The 17,833-nt window shown below is 60.5% G+C and carries 12 protein-coding genes; 5 read left to right on the top strand and 7 right to left on the bottom strand.

The features are described from left to right. Positions 1 to 13 precede the first annotated feature (13 nt). The gene (locus tag RMQ97_RS02330; protein WP_413659219.1) at positions 14 to 1,384 is read right to left on the bottom strand and encodes a DcaP family trimeric outer membrane transporter; all 1,371 of its coding nucleotides are present in this window, start codon (positions 1,382 to 1,384) and stop codon (positions 14 to 16) included. 220 nt (positions 1,385 to 1,604) lie between these two features. On the opposite strand from RMQ97_RS02330, the gene RMQ97_RS02325 reads away from it, so the two are divergent. Next, entirely contained in the window at positions 1,605 to 2,279 is a 675-nt protein-coding gene (locus RMQ97_RS02325) for a response regulator transcription factor (protein WP_413659218.1), read from the top strand. On the opposite strand, the gene RMQ97_RS02320 is transcribed toward RMQ97_RS02325, so the two are convergent. The 4 genes from RMQ97_RS02320 to RMQ97_RS02305 form a co-directional block, all read right to left on the bottom strand. Continuing rightward, positions 2,276 to 5,680, bottom strand: a complete 3,405-nt coding sequence (locus RMQ97_RS02320) for an ATP-binding protein (protein WP_413659217.1) — start codon at positions 5,678 to 5,680, stop codon at positions 2,276 to 2,278. The genes RMQ97_RS02325 and RMQ97_RS02320 overlap by 4 nt on opposite strands. Positions 5,681 to 5,784: 104 nt before the next feature. Next, positions 5,785 to 7,704 carry a sodium:solute symporter family protein gene (locus tag RMQ97_RS02315; RefSeq protein WP_413659216.1) on the bottom strand — a complete coding sequence of 640 codons (1,920 nt, stop codon included), beginning with the start codon at positions 7,702 to 7,704 and terminating at the stop codon, positions 5,785 to 5,787. A 9-nt stretch (positions 7,705 to 7,713) separates the two neighbouring features. Next, on the bottom strand, positions 7,714 to 8,025 hold the full coding sequence (locus tag RMQ97_RS02310) for a DUF4212 domain-containing protein (RefSeq protein ID WP_413659215.1): 312 nt from the start codon (positions 8,023 to 8,025) through the stop codon (positions 7,714 to 7,716). Between the two features lie 87 nt (positions 8,026 to 8,112). Further along, positions 8,113 to 9,027, bottom strand: coding sequence for a LysR substrate-binding domain-containing protein (locus RMQ97_RS02305; protein ID WP_413659214.1), 915 nt, complete (start codon positions 9,025 to 9,027; stop codon positions 8,113 to 8,115). A 379-nt stretch (positions 9,028 to 9,406) separates the two neighbouring features. On the opposite strand from RMQ97_RS02305, the gene nhaA reads away from it, so the two are divergent. Further along, positions 9,407 to 10,645: a Na+/H+ antiporter NhaA gene (nhaA, locus tag RMQ97_RS02300; RefSeq protein ID WP_413659213.1), complete on the top strand. Its 1,239-nt coding sequence runs from the start codon at positions 9,407 to 9,409 to the stop codon at positions 10,643 to 10,645. Further along, positions 10,638 to 11,315: a tellurite resistance TerB family protein gene (locus RMQ97_RS02295; RefSeq protein ID WP_413659212.1), complete on the top strand. Its 678-nt coding sequence runs from the start codon at positions 10,638 to 10,640 to the stop codon at positions 11,313 to 11,315. Before nhaA ends, RMQ97_RS02295 begins: the two co-directional genes overlap by 8 nt. A gap of 15 nt (positions 11,316 to 11,330) precedes the next feature. Here RMQ97_RS02295 and RMQ97_RS02290 read toward each other — a convergent pair whose 3' ends face one another. Next, positions 11,331 to 14,453: an efflux RND transporter permease subunit gene (locus RMQ97_RS02290; protein WP_413659211.1), complete on the bottom strand. Its 3,123-nt coding sequence runs from the start codon at positions 14,451 to 14,453 to the stop codon at positions 11,331 to 11,333. Next, positions 14,450 to 15,565 carry an efflux RND transporter periplasmic adaptor subunit gene (locus RMQ97_RS02285; RefSeq protein ID WP_413659210.1) on the bottom strand — a complete coding sequence of 372 codons (1,116 nt, stop codon included), beginning with the start codon at positions 15,563 to 15,565 and terminating at the stop codon, positions 14,450 to 14,452. The genes RMQ97_RS02290 and RMQ97_RS02285 overlap by 4 nt, the downstream gene beginning before the upstream one ends. 367 nt (positions 15,566 to 15,932) lie before the next feature. On the opposite strand from RMQ97_RS02285, the gene RMQ97_RS02280 reads away from it, so the two are divergent. Both RMQ97_RS02280 and RMQ97_RS02275 read left to right on the top strand, forming a co-directional pair. After that, positions 15,933 to 16,757: an SDR family oxidoreductase gene (locus RMQ97_RS02280; RefSeq protein ID WP_413659209.1), complete on the top strand. Its 825-nt coding sequence runs from the start codon at positions 15,933 to 15,935 to the stop codon at positions 16,755 to 16,757. Between the two features lie 52 nt (positions 16,758 to 16,809). Further along, complete coding sequence (locus RMQ97_RS02275) at positions 16,810 to 17,823, top strand: AraC family transcriptional regulator ligand-binding domain-containing protein (protein ID WP_413659208.1); 1,014 nt, start codon at positions 16,810 to 16,812, stop codon at positions 17,821 to 17,823. Positions 17,824 to 17,833: the final 10 nt, after the last annotated feature.

Below are 17,833 nucleotides of genomic sequence, written 5' to 3'. Positions count from 1 at the left end.
TCTGATTGTGTGCCTAGAAGGCGTATTTGGTTGAGAAGGTGAAACGTGTGATCGTACCGCTGTCCCCGTTTTCCAGCTCACGCTCGCCAAACAGCAACTCACCGCCCACATTCACGCCGGGCAGAACCGTCACGATGTAGTTGGCAAAACCGGACTGCACGACCCGTGTCACTCCCGAACCGGTCAGGGCAACATCATTATCCGCTTCCAGATAGGAATAGCCGACATTGAACCGGCGTCCCTCGCCCACCTGCTGACGCCAGGCCACTAGTCCTCCGAGCGAGGATATCGCCTCCAGATCACCGGTCGATGTGCCCACAGCGGCATTCATGGCATTGAGACCGACATACCGTCCAAGGCCTTCGCCCCCCACGATGTTGAAGCGCAGATCGCCCGTCTCGGTGAGGTTCAGCCGACCGGAGGCCGACAGACCCCAGCCGGTCGCGTCTCCATCGATCCCGGCCGTATCCGTGGACAATTGGCGTGCGATACCCGCGAATGAGATGTTTCCGAACTCACCTCGGTGATTATAACGCACGACTAGGTCGGGAACCGCCGTATCTTCGGTGGTAATCCGGCCACCGCCGCCAAACGGAGTCGTCGTGGTCTGTGTGTTCTCCAGCGCGATCTGCCAGTTTCCATTCGTGTAGCGGATCTGCGGCTGGCGGACGAATGTCATACCGTCAGACGCCACGAGGAAGCTCGCACTCTCCGGAATGGCGCTGGTGTTCTGGAACGTCGACCAGTCCTGACCCACACGCCAATTGCCGTGTTCCAGCCACGCAACACGCAGTCTGGGATTATAGGAGTTGGACACCCGTTCATTGCCGCCCACAGATCCCAGGAAATCCATCTCGATACGGCCGCGGACAGGACCGTGTTCTGTGGGGGTCTCCGTTGTGAAGAAGAAGCGCGTCGCCTCGGCTGTCACATCGCTTTCCAGATTGCCGTCTGCCCCTCCCACCGGCGTGGCGCCGGAGATGTAGAAATCACGTGCGATGGATGTGGACCCGAAATCGCCATCCGACAGATCGGTCACATGCAGGTCGACATCGACAAAACCACCAAACTTTACGCGCGTATTGCCCATCATGAAGCCGGTTTCATCGCTGGAGCGAGCCGCTCCGGCCACGGTCTGTACCTGGGCCTCGACAGTTTCGAGGGTTTCCACTGCATCCGCAGCCGTTTGCACGGCTTGCGAGCTTGCCTCGCGCGACGCGCTGACCTCGGCCCGCAGCTCCGCGATCATGGCTTCCAGCGCAGCAATCCGCGCCTCCAGGTCTTGCGTGTCATCGGCATAAGCCGATGCGGGCAGCGCGCACATCAGGGCGCCCAAAGCTGCAGATGCAAGGATTGTGGACTTATCAAATTCCGGCAAGGTCATCATTTCCTCCCCATGTGCCAGGTCCGGGCGCGACATCTCGGCCGTCTAATCCGGTTACTGGGATTATCTTGAGCAGGGCTGAACAGCGGTATTGGCCAAAGGTCGAAACAGGCCGAAACGAAGACTATACTTTAGTCTGAGACGACATTTGTTATGAATTGACATAATCTGGATGCTTGGCGCCAGAATCGCGTGGGCGATCTGGAAGAAGAGGCTCACAATGTCCGTCACACAGTCCGGGACCGTTTCACAGTCCGATCGAATTGTACTGGCCGATGACCACCCCTTGTTCCGCGCAGCCCTGCGCGAAGCCGTCCGACGCCTGTCCAGCGAAATCGAGACTCTCGATGCGTCCAGCCTGGCCGAGACACGTGCCACTTTGAAAGACGCGCCCGCGAGCCTGGTCTGCCTGGATCTTCACATGAGTGACAGCAGCGGATTTCTCGGCCTGACAGAGCTCAGACGCAGTTTTCCCGCTATCCCCGTCGTTGTGGTCTCAGCCTGCCAGACGCCGGGCATCGCCCATCGGGCTCTGGAATTCGGCGCCTCCGGATTCATTCCCAAAACCGCCGATCTGGACACGATGTGTGAGGCGCTCAATGCGGTCCGGCAGGGCGAGGTGTGGATCCCCGAAGACTCTGCCGAACCCGAGAACGACGAAACGCTGGAAGCCGCGGCCCGGATTGCAAGCCTGACACCGGCGCAACTCCGCGTTCTGGAAGGTCTGGCGAGCGGCAAGCTCAACAAGCAGATTGCTTATGAAATGGACGTATCCATCGCGACGGTGAAGGCCCATGTCACCGCGATTTTTCGCAAGCTGAGCGTTATCAACCGCACACAGGCCGTGCTGCTGGCTCAATCCCTGTTCGTGGATGCCGGCGAGCAGGGCGCCTAGTCTTCGCCCAAACCCTCGTCGTCGTCCAAACGACGTATCCGCGACCGCATTTCCGTCAGCACCGCCCGCAGACCGGCCGGCGGGATCGGCTTGGCCATAAATTCCATACCCGCCGCATTCGCCATTTCCATAATGCGGTCCGCTCGTTCCGCCGTGGCCAGCACCGCCGGCGGCCGTGCCCCCCAGACGTCGCACAGGCGCGCATAAACGGACGGTCCCGTGTCTCCGTCGTCCAGCATGAAATCGATCACAGCCAGATCCGGAGCGCTCTGCGGAAAGGCCTGCAAGGCCTCCGCTTGCGTTCGGGCCGTCACGACCTGGCACCCCCAGCGGCTGAGCAGGTGTTCCAGACCGATCAGGACATCCTCATCATTGTCCAGACAAAGCACACTCAGACCGTCCAGACTGGACACGGTCCGCCGTCGGCCGAGCGCACCCGGCTGTCGCTGTTCAGCCGCCACACGGGGCAGTTCCACCGAGAAGACCGAACCACCATCCGGCCCGTCCTGAACCGTGATCGCATGATCCAGTCGCTCGAGAATGCGATCAACAATCGCCAGGCCCAGACCCAATCCACGATCCCGCGCGTCTGCCCCCTCTCCGCGTTCGAATTCCCTGAAGATGATTTTCCTTTGCGCCCGGGGAATTCCGGGACCTGTATCCACGACCTGGAGGGCGACCTTCTGGCCTCGACGTCGCGCGCCCACCACGATCCCTCCGCTTTGAGTGTATCGCACCGCATTGGCCAACAGGTTCTGGAGCACACTCATCATCAATCCACGATCACTCTCGACCCAGACACCGCTCTGAACGGCTCTAAGCGCCAATCCCTTCGCTTGGGCCTTGTCCTGCAGTGTCCCGAGGACTTCCAGGATTAGGGCATCAAGCGAAAACCGGCTCAGTTGAGGCGTGACCCCGCGCGCGTCCAGGCGGGTGATATCGAGCAGGGCTCGCAAGAGCTGGTCCGCATTTTCGATCGACTGGTCCACCCGGTCGAGCAGATCCCGGCGCGCCTGGGGCTGATCTGCCATGTCGGCAGCAAGAGCCGAGGTCAGAAGACGGGCGGCTGACAATGGTTGCAGAAGATCGTGGCTGGCTGCGGCGAGGAAACGTGTTTTTGAATGTGTCGCCGCCTCTGCATCGGCCCGCGCGATCTGAAGCTCCAGCGTCCGGCTGGCCACTTTTTCTTCCAGCGTCTCGTAGGCTTCCTTCAATCGATCCTCGGCGAGCTGGCGCTCCGTCACGTCCTGATAGACGCCAAAGAAACCCACGATCTCATCATTCTCCCAACGCGGCTGGTAGAAGACCTGCCAGGTGCGTAACTGGCCATCCTCACTCATCCGGCGGATATCGAAAATCTGACGTTCTCCTGAGAGAGCCCGGGTAATATGGGGCTGGCGCTCCGCGTAGTCATGACGGCTCAGGCACTCGGCAATTGTGCGTCCGATCGCGCGCTCGCTCAGCCCGAAAAAGCGCAGATACGCACGGTTGGCAAACAGCAGATGTTCGTCCTGGTCGGAATAGGTGATGAGCGCCGGGACATGATCCATATAGAATTGGGCCGAACGCTGGGTCTCCACGCGCGCCGTTTCCGACGTCCGGATCTTTTCGGAGGCCTCATCCAGCAAGGTCACGACATCCGCAGCGCTGACCTGACTCCCCGCCAGCACCTGCGACATCAGGATACGGGCCGCGACAGCACCCACAGCCCGAGCCAGACGCGCCTCACACCAACCCACTTCCCGCGTCTCTAGCAAGTCGAGCGCGGACAGGGGCCGTCCAGCCAGACGCCGCAACTCACCCAGGGCGATCCATGTTTCATCATCCCCCAAAACCCGCCGGAAAATCGTTTCGACATCGGACAGGCGAACCCGATGGCCATCCGGGGGCCAGTGTTCATGATCCTCCGTCTGAAACCGGTCAGCCTGAAGGCGATCTGTCAGCGTCGCGGGCATGAATGCGACGCCAAAAATGAAGGCCGTGACATTGATCGCCAGACTTGTCAGCGCGGCCGAGGAAAATGGGTCCACATCAAACGGAAGCACATAGGACCAGCCCGTATAGGCCGGCACGACGACCAGTCCGAGCCAGGATAATCCGCCGGCCAGCATGCCCGCCATCGCACCCGCACGATTGGCCCGGCGCCAGAACAGGCCAAACAAAAGTGATGGCGCCAATTGCGCGGCCCCGGCAAACGAAACCAGGCCTATATCCGCCAGAGCCAAGCTGGGGCTGAGACCAAGATTGAACAGCCAGGCCCCGAAAATCAGAAGGACAATCATCGCGCGGCGAATATTGAGGAATCGCCCGGCGAGGCCCGATCCCTGGGGCGTAAGTCCCGCCCTCAAGGCGAGCGGCGCCAGGATCGCGTCCACCAACATGATCGAAACGGCCAGGGCCGCCACGGTAATCATCCCGGCTGAGGCTGAAAATCCACCCAGAAAGGCCAGAATGGCCAGCAGGCTTTCGCCCTCGGAGACCGGCAGGGCGAGGATATAGGCGTCTGGATTGACCCCTGAGAGCAAGGCCTGACCGGCCAGAGCCACCGGCGGAGCCGCCAGGGCAATCAAACCAAGATAGGCCGGAAACAGCCAGCGAGCGGGTCGAATATCACCCGGCTCCCGGGCCTCAACCACCATGACATGGAATTGTCGGGGCAGACACAGAATCGCGGCGGCGGCGAGCAGGGTCAGAGTGAAGAAACGAAGATCCAGCTCGGGACGCGCCAGCACTGATTCCGACCACAGGCTCTCGCGCGCCGCGGCGGGCAGGTCACTCCACAGACCCAGCGCAAACACTCCGATCGCCAGCATTGCCCCGAGCTTGATGATCGACTCCAGCCCCAACGCGAGCACCAGCCCCCGATTGCCCTTTTTCGTATCAGCCTGACGGGCGCCAAACAGCATGGCAAAGCCGGAGAATGCCAGCACGAGGACTACGCCCCAGTCCTGGCGCTCGATCTGGGGCATTAACAGGGAGAGCGAGGCCTGCGCGGATCGCAATTGCAGGCCGATATAGGGCAGGGCCGAGAGCGCCAGAATGGCAGCAGCGATGGCCGCCACACTGGCTGACTTGCCATAGCGGGCTGACAGGAAATCGGAAATGGAACCGGTATTCAGTCGCCGGCCGAGCAACACCAGACGGCGCACCACAGGTGCGCCCAGGAGGAAGACGAGAGCGGGGCCCAGATAGATCGGAAGATAGTCCCATCCATTTCGAACAGCCTCACCGACTGCGCCATAGAAGGTCCAGCTAGTGCAATACACACCGAGGGAGAGGACCAGCAACCAGACCCGAACACTGCGTTTCCTGTCAAACACAACAGAGCGGGCATCCCCGTAGGCAGCGATGCCGAACAGAATGGCGACATAGGCCGCCAGGGCAAAAGCGGCGATGTTCACCGTTTGCGCTCCGGCATCAAGAGAGTGTCGGTCATGACATCACCAAAGCAGAAAAACTGCCCCGGGAAAATCCCGGGACAGTCTGCGATCCGATCACTCGGTATCTATTCAGCCGGAGTCTGGTGCGGGGGATGGGCCCGCACGGAGGGGATACGAATCTCCTCGACCAGATCCTGAACCTCGGCTGGCGGCGCCTTGGTCGACAGGGCCACCACGGTTGAGACCAGGAAGCTCAGGCACATGCCCACACTGCCAAAGCCTTCCGGAGAGATGCCCAGGAACCAGTTGTCCGCCGAGCCGCGGGCGATGTCAGGCAGGATACCCACGACACCAAGCAGACCGACCAGACCCAGAAGACCTGCACCGGCGGCAACCAGGACCGATCCCTTGCCCGCTTCGTTGCGGGTCCCGATGAACAGGATAAAGCCCGCAATCGCCAGGATCAGCGCGACCACACCCACGACCATCGACGAGAAGCCGATCTTGAAGTGGATGATGTACATGCCCGTGGTCAACAGCCCCACGGTCATGCCCGAAACAGCACCTTCCTTGTTCATTCGCTTCCAGAAAATGCCCAGGAAAATGGCCGGAAAGAAGCTGGCCGCCGCGAGCCCGAAGGCAAAGGCCACAACCGCCGCCACGAAGCCCGGAGGATAAATGCCGGCCAGAATGGCGATCAGGACCGCCGCCACGGCCGCCGACCGCGCCACCAGCAATTCCTGCTTCTCCGACATATTCGGTGCGAGAACCTTCTTGCACAGATCATGGGAGACAGCCGACGAGATCACCATCAACAAGCCGGCCGCGGTCGACAGGGCTGCGGCAAGCCCACCGGCGACAACAAGCCCAATCACCCAGGCGGGCAGATTGCCGATTTCCGGATTTGCCAGCACGAAGATATCGCGGTCCAGCGTGGTCATCTCATTCTCGTCTGCCGAGGCTCGATACTGGATACGGCCATCACCGTTCTTGTCGGTAAAGCCCAACAGCCCCGTGCTCTCCCAGTTATAGAACCAGGCCGGAGTCGCATCCTCGGGCAGCTCGGCTGCGGTGATGGCACCCGCCGCATACTCCTCGGAATACACGCTCTCATTGACCGTATCGATGAAGTTGGAACGGGCAAAGATCGCCACCGCCGGCGCAGTTGTGTAGAGCACGGCGATGAAGACCAACGCCCAACCCGCAGACTTGCGCGCGTCAGATGCCTTGGGCACCGTGAAGAAGCGGATGATCACGTGCGGCAGTCCGGCCGTTCCGACCATCAGGGCCAGCGCGATGGCGAACACATCCAGCTTCGACTTGATCCCCTCAGTATAGGGCTGGAAGCCCAAATCCACGAGGGTTCGGTCCAGACTCAGCAAGAGCGGGGTTCCGTCCTGCGCATTGCCGATGAAACCCAATTGCGGAATCGGCGTGCCGGTGATCTGCAAGGACAGGAAAATGGCCGGCACCATGAAGGCGAAAATCAGCACGCAATACTGGGCCACCTGAGTATAGGTGATACCGCGCATACCGCCGAGCACCGCGTAGAACAGCACGATAATCGCCCCCACAATCACGCCGATCTCGATCGGCACATGCAGGAAGTTGGAAAAGGCGATGCCCACGCCGCGCATCTGACCGGCGATATAGGTGAACGAGATAAACAGCGCACAAATAACGGCCACGATACGCGCAGCCTGGCTGTAATACCGATCCCCCACAAAATCAGGCACTGTGAACTTGCCGAACTTGCGCAGATAGGGCGCGAGCAAAAGGGCAAGGAGCACATATCCCCCGGTCCATCCCATCAGATAGACAGAGCCATCATAACCCGCAAAGGCAATAATGCCCGCCATCGACAGGAAGGACGCCGCACTCATCCAGTCCGCGGCGGTTGCCATGCCATTGAACAGCGGCGGCACATCATGGCCCGCCACATAGAATTCGTCGGTTGAACCGGCACGGGCCCAGACCGCAATGCCGATGTAAAGGCCAAACGTCAAAATGACGAAAGTGGCCGTCCAGATCAAAGTCGGATCCATAACAGCCTCCTAGTCGTTTTCGTCGCTCATTCCGTACTTCTTCTCGATCTGGCCCATCCGTACGGAATAAACAAAGATCAAGATGACGAAGACGAAAATCGAGCCTTGTTGCGCAAACCAGAATCCCAGCGGTGCACCGCCTATCGAGACCTGGTCCAAAACATCACGGAACAGGATGCCGAACCCGAAGGATACGGTGAACCAGATCACCAGCAGTATCCCCATCAGGGTCAGGTTTTCGCGCCAGTAAGCGCGAACCGCCTGGGCCGACACGTCATGATCCGGTGTCGTCTCGGGCGTGGATGCGGATAAATCCGTCATTGTGAATACCTCCCACGTGTGACTGGTTGTTCCAGCCTGCCGCATATCCTGAACCTTCAGGACACGCGTGGGGAGGCCGACTTTGGTCTAGAACGCGCCGTCCAGGATATGTTTCGCCGCCTTGGACAGCTGATCGGCCAGTTCTGGCAAGCGCAGCGCTACCGGCGAGGTTTCGCGCCAGATTAACGCAATATCCCGTCGTGCTTCAGGATGGTTGATCCGACGAAAGGCCAGGCTGTCATCACGCGCAGCCTCGGTCGTCAGATACAGTTCCGGCAACACCGCCACGCCGCCCCCCAACGCCGCCATGTGACGGATCGCATCCAGAGAGGTCCCTTGATAGTCCGTTGAAATATAAGCGCCCGCCTGTTCCGCCAGACGCTGCACCAACAGGGTCAGTCGATGGCCCAGACCCAAAGTCAAAAACGCGCGGCCGGCCAGGTCACCAAGATCGACAGGCCCCTCTTGGTCCGCCAGCGGATCATCCGGTGCAATGGCGATGGACAGGCTCTCCTGAAACAGCCGAACGCCCTGATATCCTGGATGCTCCTCCCAGGTCGAGATCACCGCATCAAGACGCCCTTCCTCCAGACCCTGAGCCAGGTCGATCGGGGCCTCATCCCGGATCACCAGTCGCAGGTCGGGGAAACGTGTGTGCAAATCCTTGGAGCACAGGGGCAGGAGATAGGGTCCGATCGTGGGCAGCACACCCAGCCGGATACGACCGTACAAACGGCCTTCCCCGTGTTTCGCCACAGATTTGAGGTCATCCATACGGTGCAGCACGTCCCGGGCATGACGAATGATATCAGCCCCCACAGGCGTGAGGATGGCACCGGCCCGACCCCGCTCGAAGACTGTCACCCCCAGATGGTCTTCCGCGTCTGCGACCTGTGCTGACAGGGAAGGCTGGCTGACATTCATGCGCCGCGCCGCCTCGGAAAACCGTCCCGTCTCTGCAATCGCGACCAGATACTCAAGCTGACGCAGAGTCGGCTTCATAGCTTTTTCCTAAGGCTGATTTTGTTTGTTTATATTTTATCTAATCACCGTGCCTCGATAGGGTCAAATCATCAAGAACGACAACGGAGAAACGAAATGGCCCCAAACGGTGAGTTCCGCGACTGAGCCTGCTATCCCTGTACCCGCAGGCTCACGGGATGTTGCCGCTTTCCCGAGCGCGCGAAGAACCACCACACCGCCGTCCTCGCCCGACGTGCGGACATCTATCTGGTGAAGACCTCACGGCAGAACAGCCCCCTCTAACTGTTCTCAACCCGCTTCACCCTCCACGGCCTGGACTGATCGACCAGCACCCCCCGCGCGCGATCAGCCAGGCCGTCACTGTTTGATCCCTTGTTTTTGACTCTGAAAGGTTCCTATGAGTGAACACCGGCCCGCAGCTGCGAACCGGGACATCCTGGCTGGCCTGGTCCTGATGACCGCCGCCGCAGCAGCCCTCATCATCAGCAATACGCCTCTGGCCGCGCTGTATGACACGATCTTTGCCCACCCGCTGACCCTCGGAGCGGGGGAGTATTCTATCCAGAAACCATCCCTGCTCTGGATCAATGATGGTCTGATGGCGATCTTCTTCCTGCTTGTCGGACTGGAGATCAAAAAGGAAGTCCTGGAGGGAGAGCTCTCCACACCGCGCAAGGCCAGCCTGCCCCTGCTTGCCGCCGTGGGTGGCATGGCCGGACCGGTATTGATCTTCTGGGCCATCAACCAGTCTTCTCCGGCCACGATCAATGGCTGGGCCATCCCCGCTGCCACAGATATTGCCTTCGCCCTGGGCATTTTGATGATGTTGGGGTCGCGCATCCCAGCTGCACTCAAAATCCTGTTGCTGGCCATTGCCATCATTGATGATCTCGGCGCGATCACCCTCATCGCCCTGTTTTACTCCGACAGCCTGTCCATGGTCTCTCTGGGTCTCGCTGCGGTCTGTCTGAGCGGTCTTATCCTGATGAACCGGGCCGGTATGACACGGCTTTTGCCCTATCTTCTGGTGGGCGCCATCATGTGGGTGTGTGTGCTCAAATCCGGCCTGCATGCCACACTCGCCGGCGTCCTCTTGGCCATGGCCATACCGCTGAAAAAGGGCGACGTGCGACCGCTGGATACGCTGGAACACGCCATCCAGCCCTATGTCGCCTTCCTGATCCTGCCGATCTTCGCCTTTGCCAATTCCGGCATCACCCTCACCAGTCTCAGCCTGGAGGATGTGATCTCGCCGTTGACCCTTGGCATCGCCGCCGGCCTGTTCTTCGGCAAGCAGATTGGCGTCTTCGGCGCCATGATCATCGCCGTGAAGACACGCCTCTCTCCACGTCCCGACGGTGTCAGCTGGGCCCAGCTATACGGATTGGCGTGTCTCACCGGTGTGGGTTTCACCATGAGCCTGTTCATCGGTGGTCTGGCCTTTGATGATGCACGACTGATGGACCAGGTCCGTGTGGGTGTGATCGCAGGCTCGCTGGCCTCGGCCGGCATGGCGATCGCCTTCCTGACCCGCCAGCCTGCCGTGCGTCCAGAACGGGCTGCAAACCGGGCACGCCCGGCAGCCGCCATGGCCAATTTCTCGGCTCGGAAGAATGAGGACCGCACCCATGCTTGATGTGAACGGAATACTCGGAGCCCTGCAGGGACAACCCGCACGCAATATGGCCATGGTCGGAGGCGGTGCTGCCGCCGCCGGCCTGGCTGCCGGCATGCTGACCGGAAAACCGGGGCGCAAGCTTCTGGGCAAGGCCGCCAAATACGGTGCGGTCGCAGCACTGGGTGGGCTGGCTTATCATGCCATCTCCCGTCGCCAGGGTGGCCAGGCTCCTACCCCGGCGTCTGCGAGCCCGGTACCGCCGGATTATGACGCCGCGAAACCCGGAACAGCTTTCCTGCCTGCACCCGGTCAGACCGAGGCGCAAAACACGCTGGACCGGCTGGTCGTGCGTGCCATGATCACAGCCGCCAAAGCGGATGGAGCGATCACCGAGATTGAACGGTTGCGCATTCATGAGCGCATGTTCGAGCTGGGACTGGATGCGGAAAGCCGCAATTTTGTCGCCGAACAACTCTCAGGTCCCATGGATCTGGATGGCCTGGTTGCCGCTGTCCAGACACCGGAGGAGGCCGCGGAAGTCTACGCGGCGTCGCTTGTGGCCATTGACGTTCACGGTCGAGCGGAACAGGCCTATCTTGGCATGCTCTCCGCCCGGCTCGGCCTGGATCCGGAGCTGGTCGACCGGTTACATGACTGTGCCGCCGCCGACCGACTGGCTCCCGCCTGAGGACGCCGCTCAAGGTCAGTCGGTGGCTTGGCCCACCGGCTGGCCACCGGCATCCTCGGCTTCGGATTGAAGCTTGCGCGACATCCAATTGGGCGTCTTCGTGAACCGACCCAGAACCGAATAGGCGACCGGGACGACAAACAGCGTGAATAGCGTGGCGACGCTCACCCCTGCAAAGATCACGACACCAATTGTGATCCGGCTTTCTGCTCCCGGCCCCGACGCCATCATCAAGGGAGCCGCGCCAATGGCCGTCGACAGACCGGTCATCAGGATCGGGCGGAAACGTGTCGCCGAGGCCTCGATGGTCGCCTGGGCCAGGTCCCGCCCCTCCTCACGGAGTTGATTGGCAAACTCCACGATCAGGATACCATTTTTTGCGGCCAGCCCGATCAGAATGACAAGGCCGATCTGGGAATAGATATTGAGACTGGAGCCGAGCATTTCGAGACCGAACAATCCGCCCGCCACGGCCAATGGCACAGTGAGCATGATCACAAGCGGCTGGATCAGGCTTTCAAACTGGGCCGCCAGGACCAGGAAAACAATCAAAAGCGCCATGCCGAAGGCAAAGAGCAGGGCGGAATTGGCTTCCAGAAATTCCTTTGCGCCGCCCAGGTACGTGGTTGTCATGCCCGGCGCCAGCTCGCGCACGGCCCAGTCATCCAGCCAGGCGACCGCCTCACCGAGGGTATAGCCCTCAGCAATCGTCGCAGACACCGTCACCGAACGCTGCCGGTCGACACGATTGCGCGTCGCTGCTTCACCGACCTGTCGCACTGAAACCAGGTTGGAGAGCGGGATCAGTTGGTTTCCGGCTCCCTGCACATAGAGGGTCTCCAGATCCTGGCTGTTCATGCGCTCTTCGCGTCGGTTTTCCAGAATGACGTTATAGGCCTCACCGCGTTCGATGAACTGCCCGACCCGCCGAGATCCCAGATGGGTTTGCAAGGTCTGACCGATCTCGGAGACGGATACGCCCAAAGCGGCAGCGCGTTCGCGATCAATATCGACCACCAGCCGGGGGCTATTGGGCTGATAATCTTTGCGAGCCCGCATCAAATTCGGGTTGTCCTGGCGAATGGCGGCCAGCAATCGCTCGGCCTCCGCATCCAGACTGGCATAATCGGGTCCTTGCAACACAAACTGGATGTCGTCGCCGCCACCGCCGCCGCTAATGGACGAGCGCATCGAGGCAAAGGCCCGCACACCGGTCAGCTGGCCAAACCGGCCATTAATCTCTCCGAGAAGCTCGCCGCCCGGCCGCCGGTCATCCCAGTGAATCATCGTGCCAATGACAATACCTGATGCCGTCCCGCCTCCACCAAATCCCGGAGAGATGACCAGCGCCCGGCGTAGCTCACCCGCTTCAACATAATCTAGAACGATGTCTTCCACCTCGGTGGCCTGTTCGGCCATGTAGTCGAAGCTTGCCCCCTGCGGACCGGAGAAGAATCCGAAGAATGAGCCGCGATCTTCCGGCGGTGTCAGTTCGGAGGGCAATCGGCCCAGCAGATAGGCTGACCCGCCCATCGCCACGACAATCATGGGCAGGATCATCCAGGGCATTTTCACTGCGATGGCCAGGCTGTCGGCATAGCTGTTGCGCAAACGTGTCACCACCAGATCCACCCATCGGGCGGGCCCGCGCGCCTGACCGGTGGGCTTGAGCAGTTTTGAAGCCATCATCGGCGACAGGGTCAGGGCGACAAAGCTGGACAAAACCACGGCTGCGGCGATGGTCAAAGACAGTTCCGTAAAGATCCGGCCGATGAAGCCGGGCAGGAAAACGAGCGGTACAAACACTGCGACAAGAACCGCCGTCGTTGCAATCACAGCAAAGAACACCTGCCCGCCACCGCGCAATGCGGCCAGGGCCGGACCTTCGCCAAGATCCATTCGGCGCTGAATATTTTCCAGGACCACGATGGAATCATCCACCACCAGGCCAATCGCCAGAACGAGCGCCAGCAGGGTGAGGATATTGATCGAAAATCCAGCTGCCGACAGGGCGGCAAAGACGCCGATCAGACACACCGGCACCACCGCCGCGGGAATGATCGCAGCCCGAATACTGCCCAGGAAAAGATAGATCACCAGCACGACAAGCGTCGCTGCCACAGCGAGGGTGCGCCAGACCTCCCGAATGGATTCCTCGATGAACACGGTGTCGTCGGACGCGACAATCAACTGCATGCCTTCGGGCAGGGAGGGGCGCATCCGGTCGGCCTGTTCGCTGATCGCATCCGCCACAGCGACAGAATTGGCCTGGCTCTGACGCACAAATCCCAGGCCGATCATGTTGTCGCCATTTCCTCGGAACAGGGTTCGGGGCTCCTCGGCCTCGCGGGACACATCCGCCACCTCGCCAAGACGAATGACGTGTCCGTCCTGACTGTTGCCAACAGGCAAGCGGGCAAAACTCTCAGGATCGGAGAACAGACGCTCCACCCGGACAACAATTTGCGTATCGGAGGTTTCGACAGACCCGCCGGGCACTTCGACATTCTGGGTCCGCAGGGCCTGTTCGATATCAGCGACCGTGATACCCCGCGCGGCCATGGCCTGCGGGTTCAGCCAGACACGCACAGCATAACGTCGCTCACCGCCGATGCGCACGCTGGCCACGCCGTCAATCACACTGAACCGGTCAACCAGAACGCGGGCAGCATAATCGGACAATTCTTCGGACGTCATGCGATCCGACATGAGGGAATACCACATGAACGGACGGGCATCGCCGTCCTGCTTGCGCACTTCAACGTCATCCACATCCGGCGGCAAACGATCGATGATGCGTGATACGGCATCCCGGACATCATTTGCAGCGGCTTCGATGTCACGCTCCAGGGTGAAGGTTACGGAGATGCGCGAGGTTCCGTCCCGTGAAGAGGAGCTGATCGTATCAATACCATCAATACCGGACAGTTGGTCCTCGATGATCTGGGTGACCCGGTTTTCAACCACCTCCGCATTGGCTCCCGGATAGGAGGCTGAAACGGATACGATGGGCTGATCCACGTCGGGCAGTTCACGCAGCGGCAGGTCCCGGAGGCCCAGCACGCCGAAAACGACAATCAGGGCGCTGATCACAAAGGCCAGGACCGGGCGGCGTACGGCAATCTCGGAAAGGGTCATTGCTGGCTCGCCGTGCTGATCGCTGCACCCGTGCCCACGCGGCGTGGCGCCATGCGTTCGGTCACGACGACCGGCATCCGGTCACGGATGCGGTGGGTCCCTTCACTGACGACCACATCGCCCAGGCCAACACCCCGGACAATTTCCACCATGTCACCGGACGCCGTGCCCAGCTCGACCTCCACCTGGCGGACGCTGGCACCCTCGTCTGTCTCGTCGACAACAAACACGAAGGCCTGGTCCAGATAACGAGTAATGGCAGACCCTGGCACCGCCGGGCGCAGGCGTTCATCGCGACGGATTTCTACCGTCATCAATTGTCCGGGCAAAAGACGGCCGCTTTCATTGTCGATCTCTGCCCGCACGGTCACGGCGCGGGTGATCGGGTCGATGCGGCTGTTGATCTGGGTAATCGCACCTTCAAACACCCGATCAGGATAGGCGGAGGTTCGCGCCGCTATCGTCAAACCCGGTTGCAATGCCGCCAGAAAACGCTCAGGCACAGTGAAGTCGAGCTTGATAATCCGTGTGTCGTCCAGGCTGGCAATCGCATCACCCGGGCGGACCAGTTGTCCCACGCTGACCTCGCGCAGACCGATCACACCGGAAAAGGGTGCGCGGATAATCCGGTCCGCCAATCGGGCTTCGATGGAATTGACACGCGCCCGTGCTCTCTCAACCGTCGAGCTGGCTTCATCCAGACGCTGGCGGGTGGACACACCGCGTTCCAGCAGATCGACCGCCCGCTCATATTCGCGCTGGGCTTCGCGCCATGTCGCGCGGGCCTCAGCCAGGCTGGCCGCTTCTTCGCGATCTGTCAGCTCGGCGAGAATAGTTCCCGCTTCGACTTGATCGCCGGACTCAAAATCAATGCGGGAAATCGTGTCGGAATCGCGTGCTGTAATGGTCACGGTTTCATCGGCGCGGGCTGTGCCCAAGGCCTCAACAATATCCGCAAACTCATGGGTTTCGATATCATAAACAGCGACGGGGGTTTGCCGTCCGGCGAAACCGCGACGGGCCTCTTCCGGCTGAACCGCCCGCACCACAACCAAAGCCGTCATGGCCGCAAAGACCAGGCCAACAACAATCAAAAAACCGGCACGACGCATCAAAATTCTCCTCGCGGCGCATATGGCGCGCGGCGATGGCATATCAAGTTGGATAAGCCTGGCGGATCACATTCCCGCGACCAGGCCCGATGTCTGATCCAGCGCTTTTCACAGATTTGCGTAAAAATAAAGCGCTACGCGGTTCCCGTGGTCCTCATTTCCAATGCACGCATCTGCATTACAATTCCGAAAGAGTCGAAATTCGCGACCGTTGGCGGGAAGCGATAGCATATTGGCACAAAGTGCAATTGAGACGTCGGACCTGGATGGGCATGTAAAGCCCACAAGGTTCCCACCTTGAAAGACCGACCTCACTGGCGTCCCCCTGTCCCTGTCAGTGAGGTCGGCCCCTTGCAGGAGAGATTTCATGACGCAGACCATTCTCATCACCGGTGCATCAACAGGTATCGGCAAGGCCACCGCACTGCACTTCCAGGCCCAGGGCTGGAATGTCATTGCGACCATGCGCAATCCCGACGCCGGCTCAGATCTGGCCGCGCTCGACAATGTGCTCGTGACCCGCCTCGATGTCCTGGACCAAGCCTCCATCGACAGCGCCATCTCTGCCGGGCTCGAGCGTTTCGGGGCGATCGATGTTTTGCTCAACAATGCGGGCTACGGCGCCTATGGGCCGCTCGAGGCTTTCTCCATGGAGCGCATTCGTCGACAGTTCGACACCAATGTCATCGGCCTGTTGGCCGTCACCAAATCCGTTCTGCCCCACATGCGGGCCCGGGCTTCAGGCACAATCGTGAACATCTCCTCGATCGGCGGCCAGATGACCTTCCCCCTCGGCACGCTTTATCACGGTACGAAATTCGCTGTGGAAGGCCTGTCTGAAGCCCTCCACTACGAGCTCGAAGCCGCCGGCATCAAGATAAAAATCGTTGAGCCCGGCATGATCCGGACCGATTTTGGTGGCCGCTCCTTCGACTTCCAGAATGACGAGACGCTCGAGGCCTACCAGCCTGTCGTCAACGCCCTATTCTCCACTTGGGGAGGCGCTGCCGATGACACCAGCCGGAGTTCTGCACCGGAAGTGGTCGCAGATGTTATCTGGACGGCCGTCACCGATGGCACGACCACGCTACGCTATCGCGCGGGTGCTGATGCGGTCGAATTGCTCGACAATCGCAAGGCCCTGTCTGACGACGATTTTATCGGTGGCCTCAAGAGCCAGCTGGGCCTGTAAGACAGATCCGGTGCACAAGGACTGGCAGCGAACGCGGCAGGAGAGAAAAGACATGAAGCAATTTGCCATTGATCCGCGATGGGGCTTGTTGTTGAGCGATCTCGGCGTCGACCCCATGGCTGTTCTCCGCCGTGCGGGCCTGCCGCTTGACCTGATGGCCAGAAAACGGCCCACACTCTCTGTGGCCGAGTATTACCGATACTGGGAAGCGGTGGGCGAGTTGAGTGGCGAGATCCATATTCCCATCGCAATGGCCGACGCTCTACGCGTCGAAATGCTGTCCACGCCCATTCTCGCTTGCCTGTCCAGCAAGGACATGAACACGGCTCTTTTCCGTCTGAGCCAGTACAAACCCCTGGTCGGCCCCCTGTGTCTGGATATCGATATCCAGGCCACTCACACACAGATCGCACTCAAGGGCCTGCCCCGTGAAACACCGCCCCCGGCTGGCTTTCTTCTCATGGAACTGGTCTTTCTGACCCAGGTCGCGCGCCTGGCCACCCGCCAGCCGATCCGCCCCAAACGGGTGGAACTTGAAGTCCTGCCGACAAACACAGCGGTCTATGAAGACTATTTCCAATGCCCGCTAAGCAAGTCGGACAGGACCTCGCTGGTATTTGACGCGATCGATGCGCGGCGCCCCTTCCTGACAGCCGACGAGGTGATGTGGGAATTGTTTGAAGCCGAACTGATCCAGCGCATGTCCGACCTCAGCGCGGATACCAGTATTGTGGATCGGGTCCGGACCTCCCTCGCCGAAAACCTTCCGGGCGGCCAGGTCTCCATTCACGAGATCGCCCGATCGCTGGGCATGAGCAGCCGCACGCTGCAACGTCGGCTCTCCGCCGAAGACACAAATTTCAACAATGTGCTGCGGGATTTGCGGCGCGATCTGGCGCTCCATTATCTGCGCCACACCGACAATACGACGGCGGATATCTCCTATCTTCTGGGATATGTGGAACCCAACTCCTTCTTCCGGGCCTTCTCGGAATGGACAGGTTCCACACCGGATCGCGTGCGCAATGGCGATAGTCCGGCCAATGACCAGGCTCGCTACGCCTGACGCGGCGCAG

Source organism: Maricaulis sp. D1M11 (assembly GCF_047308265.1).
GTDB lineage: Bacteria > Pseudomonadota > Alphaproteobacteria > Caulobacterales > Maricaulaceae > Maricaulis.
The sequence above is the reverse complement of the archived record's forward strand: the minus strand, read 5'-3'. Positions and strand labels throughout refer to the sequence as shown.

What these genes read in the sequence shown, in the direction of transcription:
- RMQ97_RS02285 (WP_413659210.1), bottom strand. Translation starts at nt 15,565, where the DNA reads ATGCGTCGTGCCGGTTTTTTGATTGTTGTTGGCCTGGTCTTTGCGGCC.
- RMQ97_RS02310 (WP_413659215.1), bottom strand. Translation starts at nt 8,025, where the DNA reads ATGACGGATTTATCCGCATCCACGCCCGAGACGACACCGGATCATGAC.
- nhaA (WP_413659213.1), top strand. Translation starts at nt 9,407, where the DNA reads ATGAGTGAACACCGGCCCGCAGCTGCGAACCGGGACATCCTGGCTGGC.
- RMQ97_RS02280 (WP_413659209.1), top strand. Translation starts at nt 15,933, where the DNA reads ATGACGCAGACCATTCTCATCACCGGTGCATCAACAGGTATCGGCAAG.
- RMQ97_RS02305 (WP_413659214.1), bottom strand. Translation starts at nt 9,027, where the DNA reads ATGAAGCCGACTCTGCGTCAGCTTGAGTATCTGGTCGCGATTGCAGAG.
- RMQ97_RS02290 (WP_413659211.1), bottom strand. Translation starts at nt 14,453, where the DNA reads ATGACCCTTTCCGAGATTGCCGTACGCCGCCCGGTCCTGGCCTTTGTG.
- RMQ97_RS02295 (WP_413659212.1), top strand. Translation starts at nt 10,638, where the DNA reads ATGCTTGATGTGAACGGAATACTCGGAGCCCTGCAGGGACAACCCGCA.
- RMQ97_RS02275 (WP_413659208.1), top strand. Translation starts at nt 16,810, where the DNA reads ATGAAGCAATTTGCCATTGATCCGCGATGGGGCTTGTTGTTGAGCGAT.
- RMQ97_RS02330 (WP_413659219.1), bottom strand. Translation starts at nt 1,384, where the DNA reads ATGACCTTGCCGGAATTTGATAAGTCCACAATCCTTGCATCTGCAGCT.
- RMQ97_RS02315 (WP_413659216.1), bottom strand. Translation starts at nt 7,704, where the DNA reads ATGGATCCGACTTTGATCTGGACGGCCACTTTCGTCATTTTGACGTTT.
- RMQ97_RS02325 (WP_413659218.1), top strand. Translation starts at nt 1,605, where the DNA reads ATGTCCGTCACACAGTCCGGGACCGTTTCACAGTCCGATCGAATTGTA.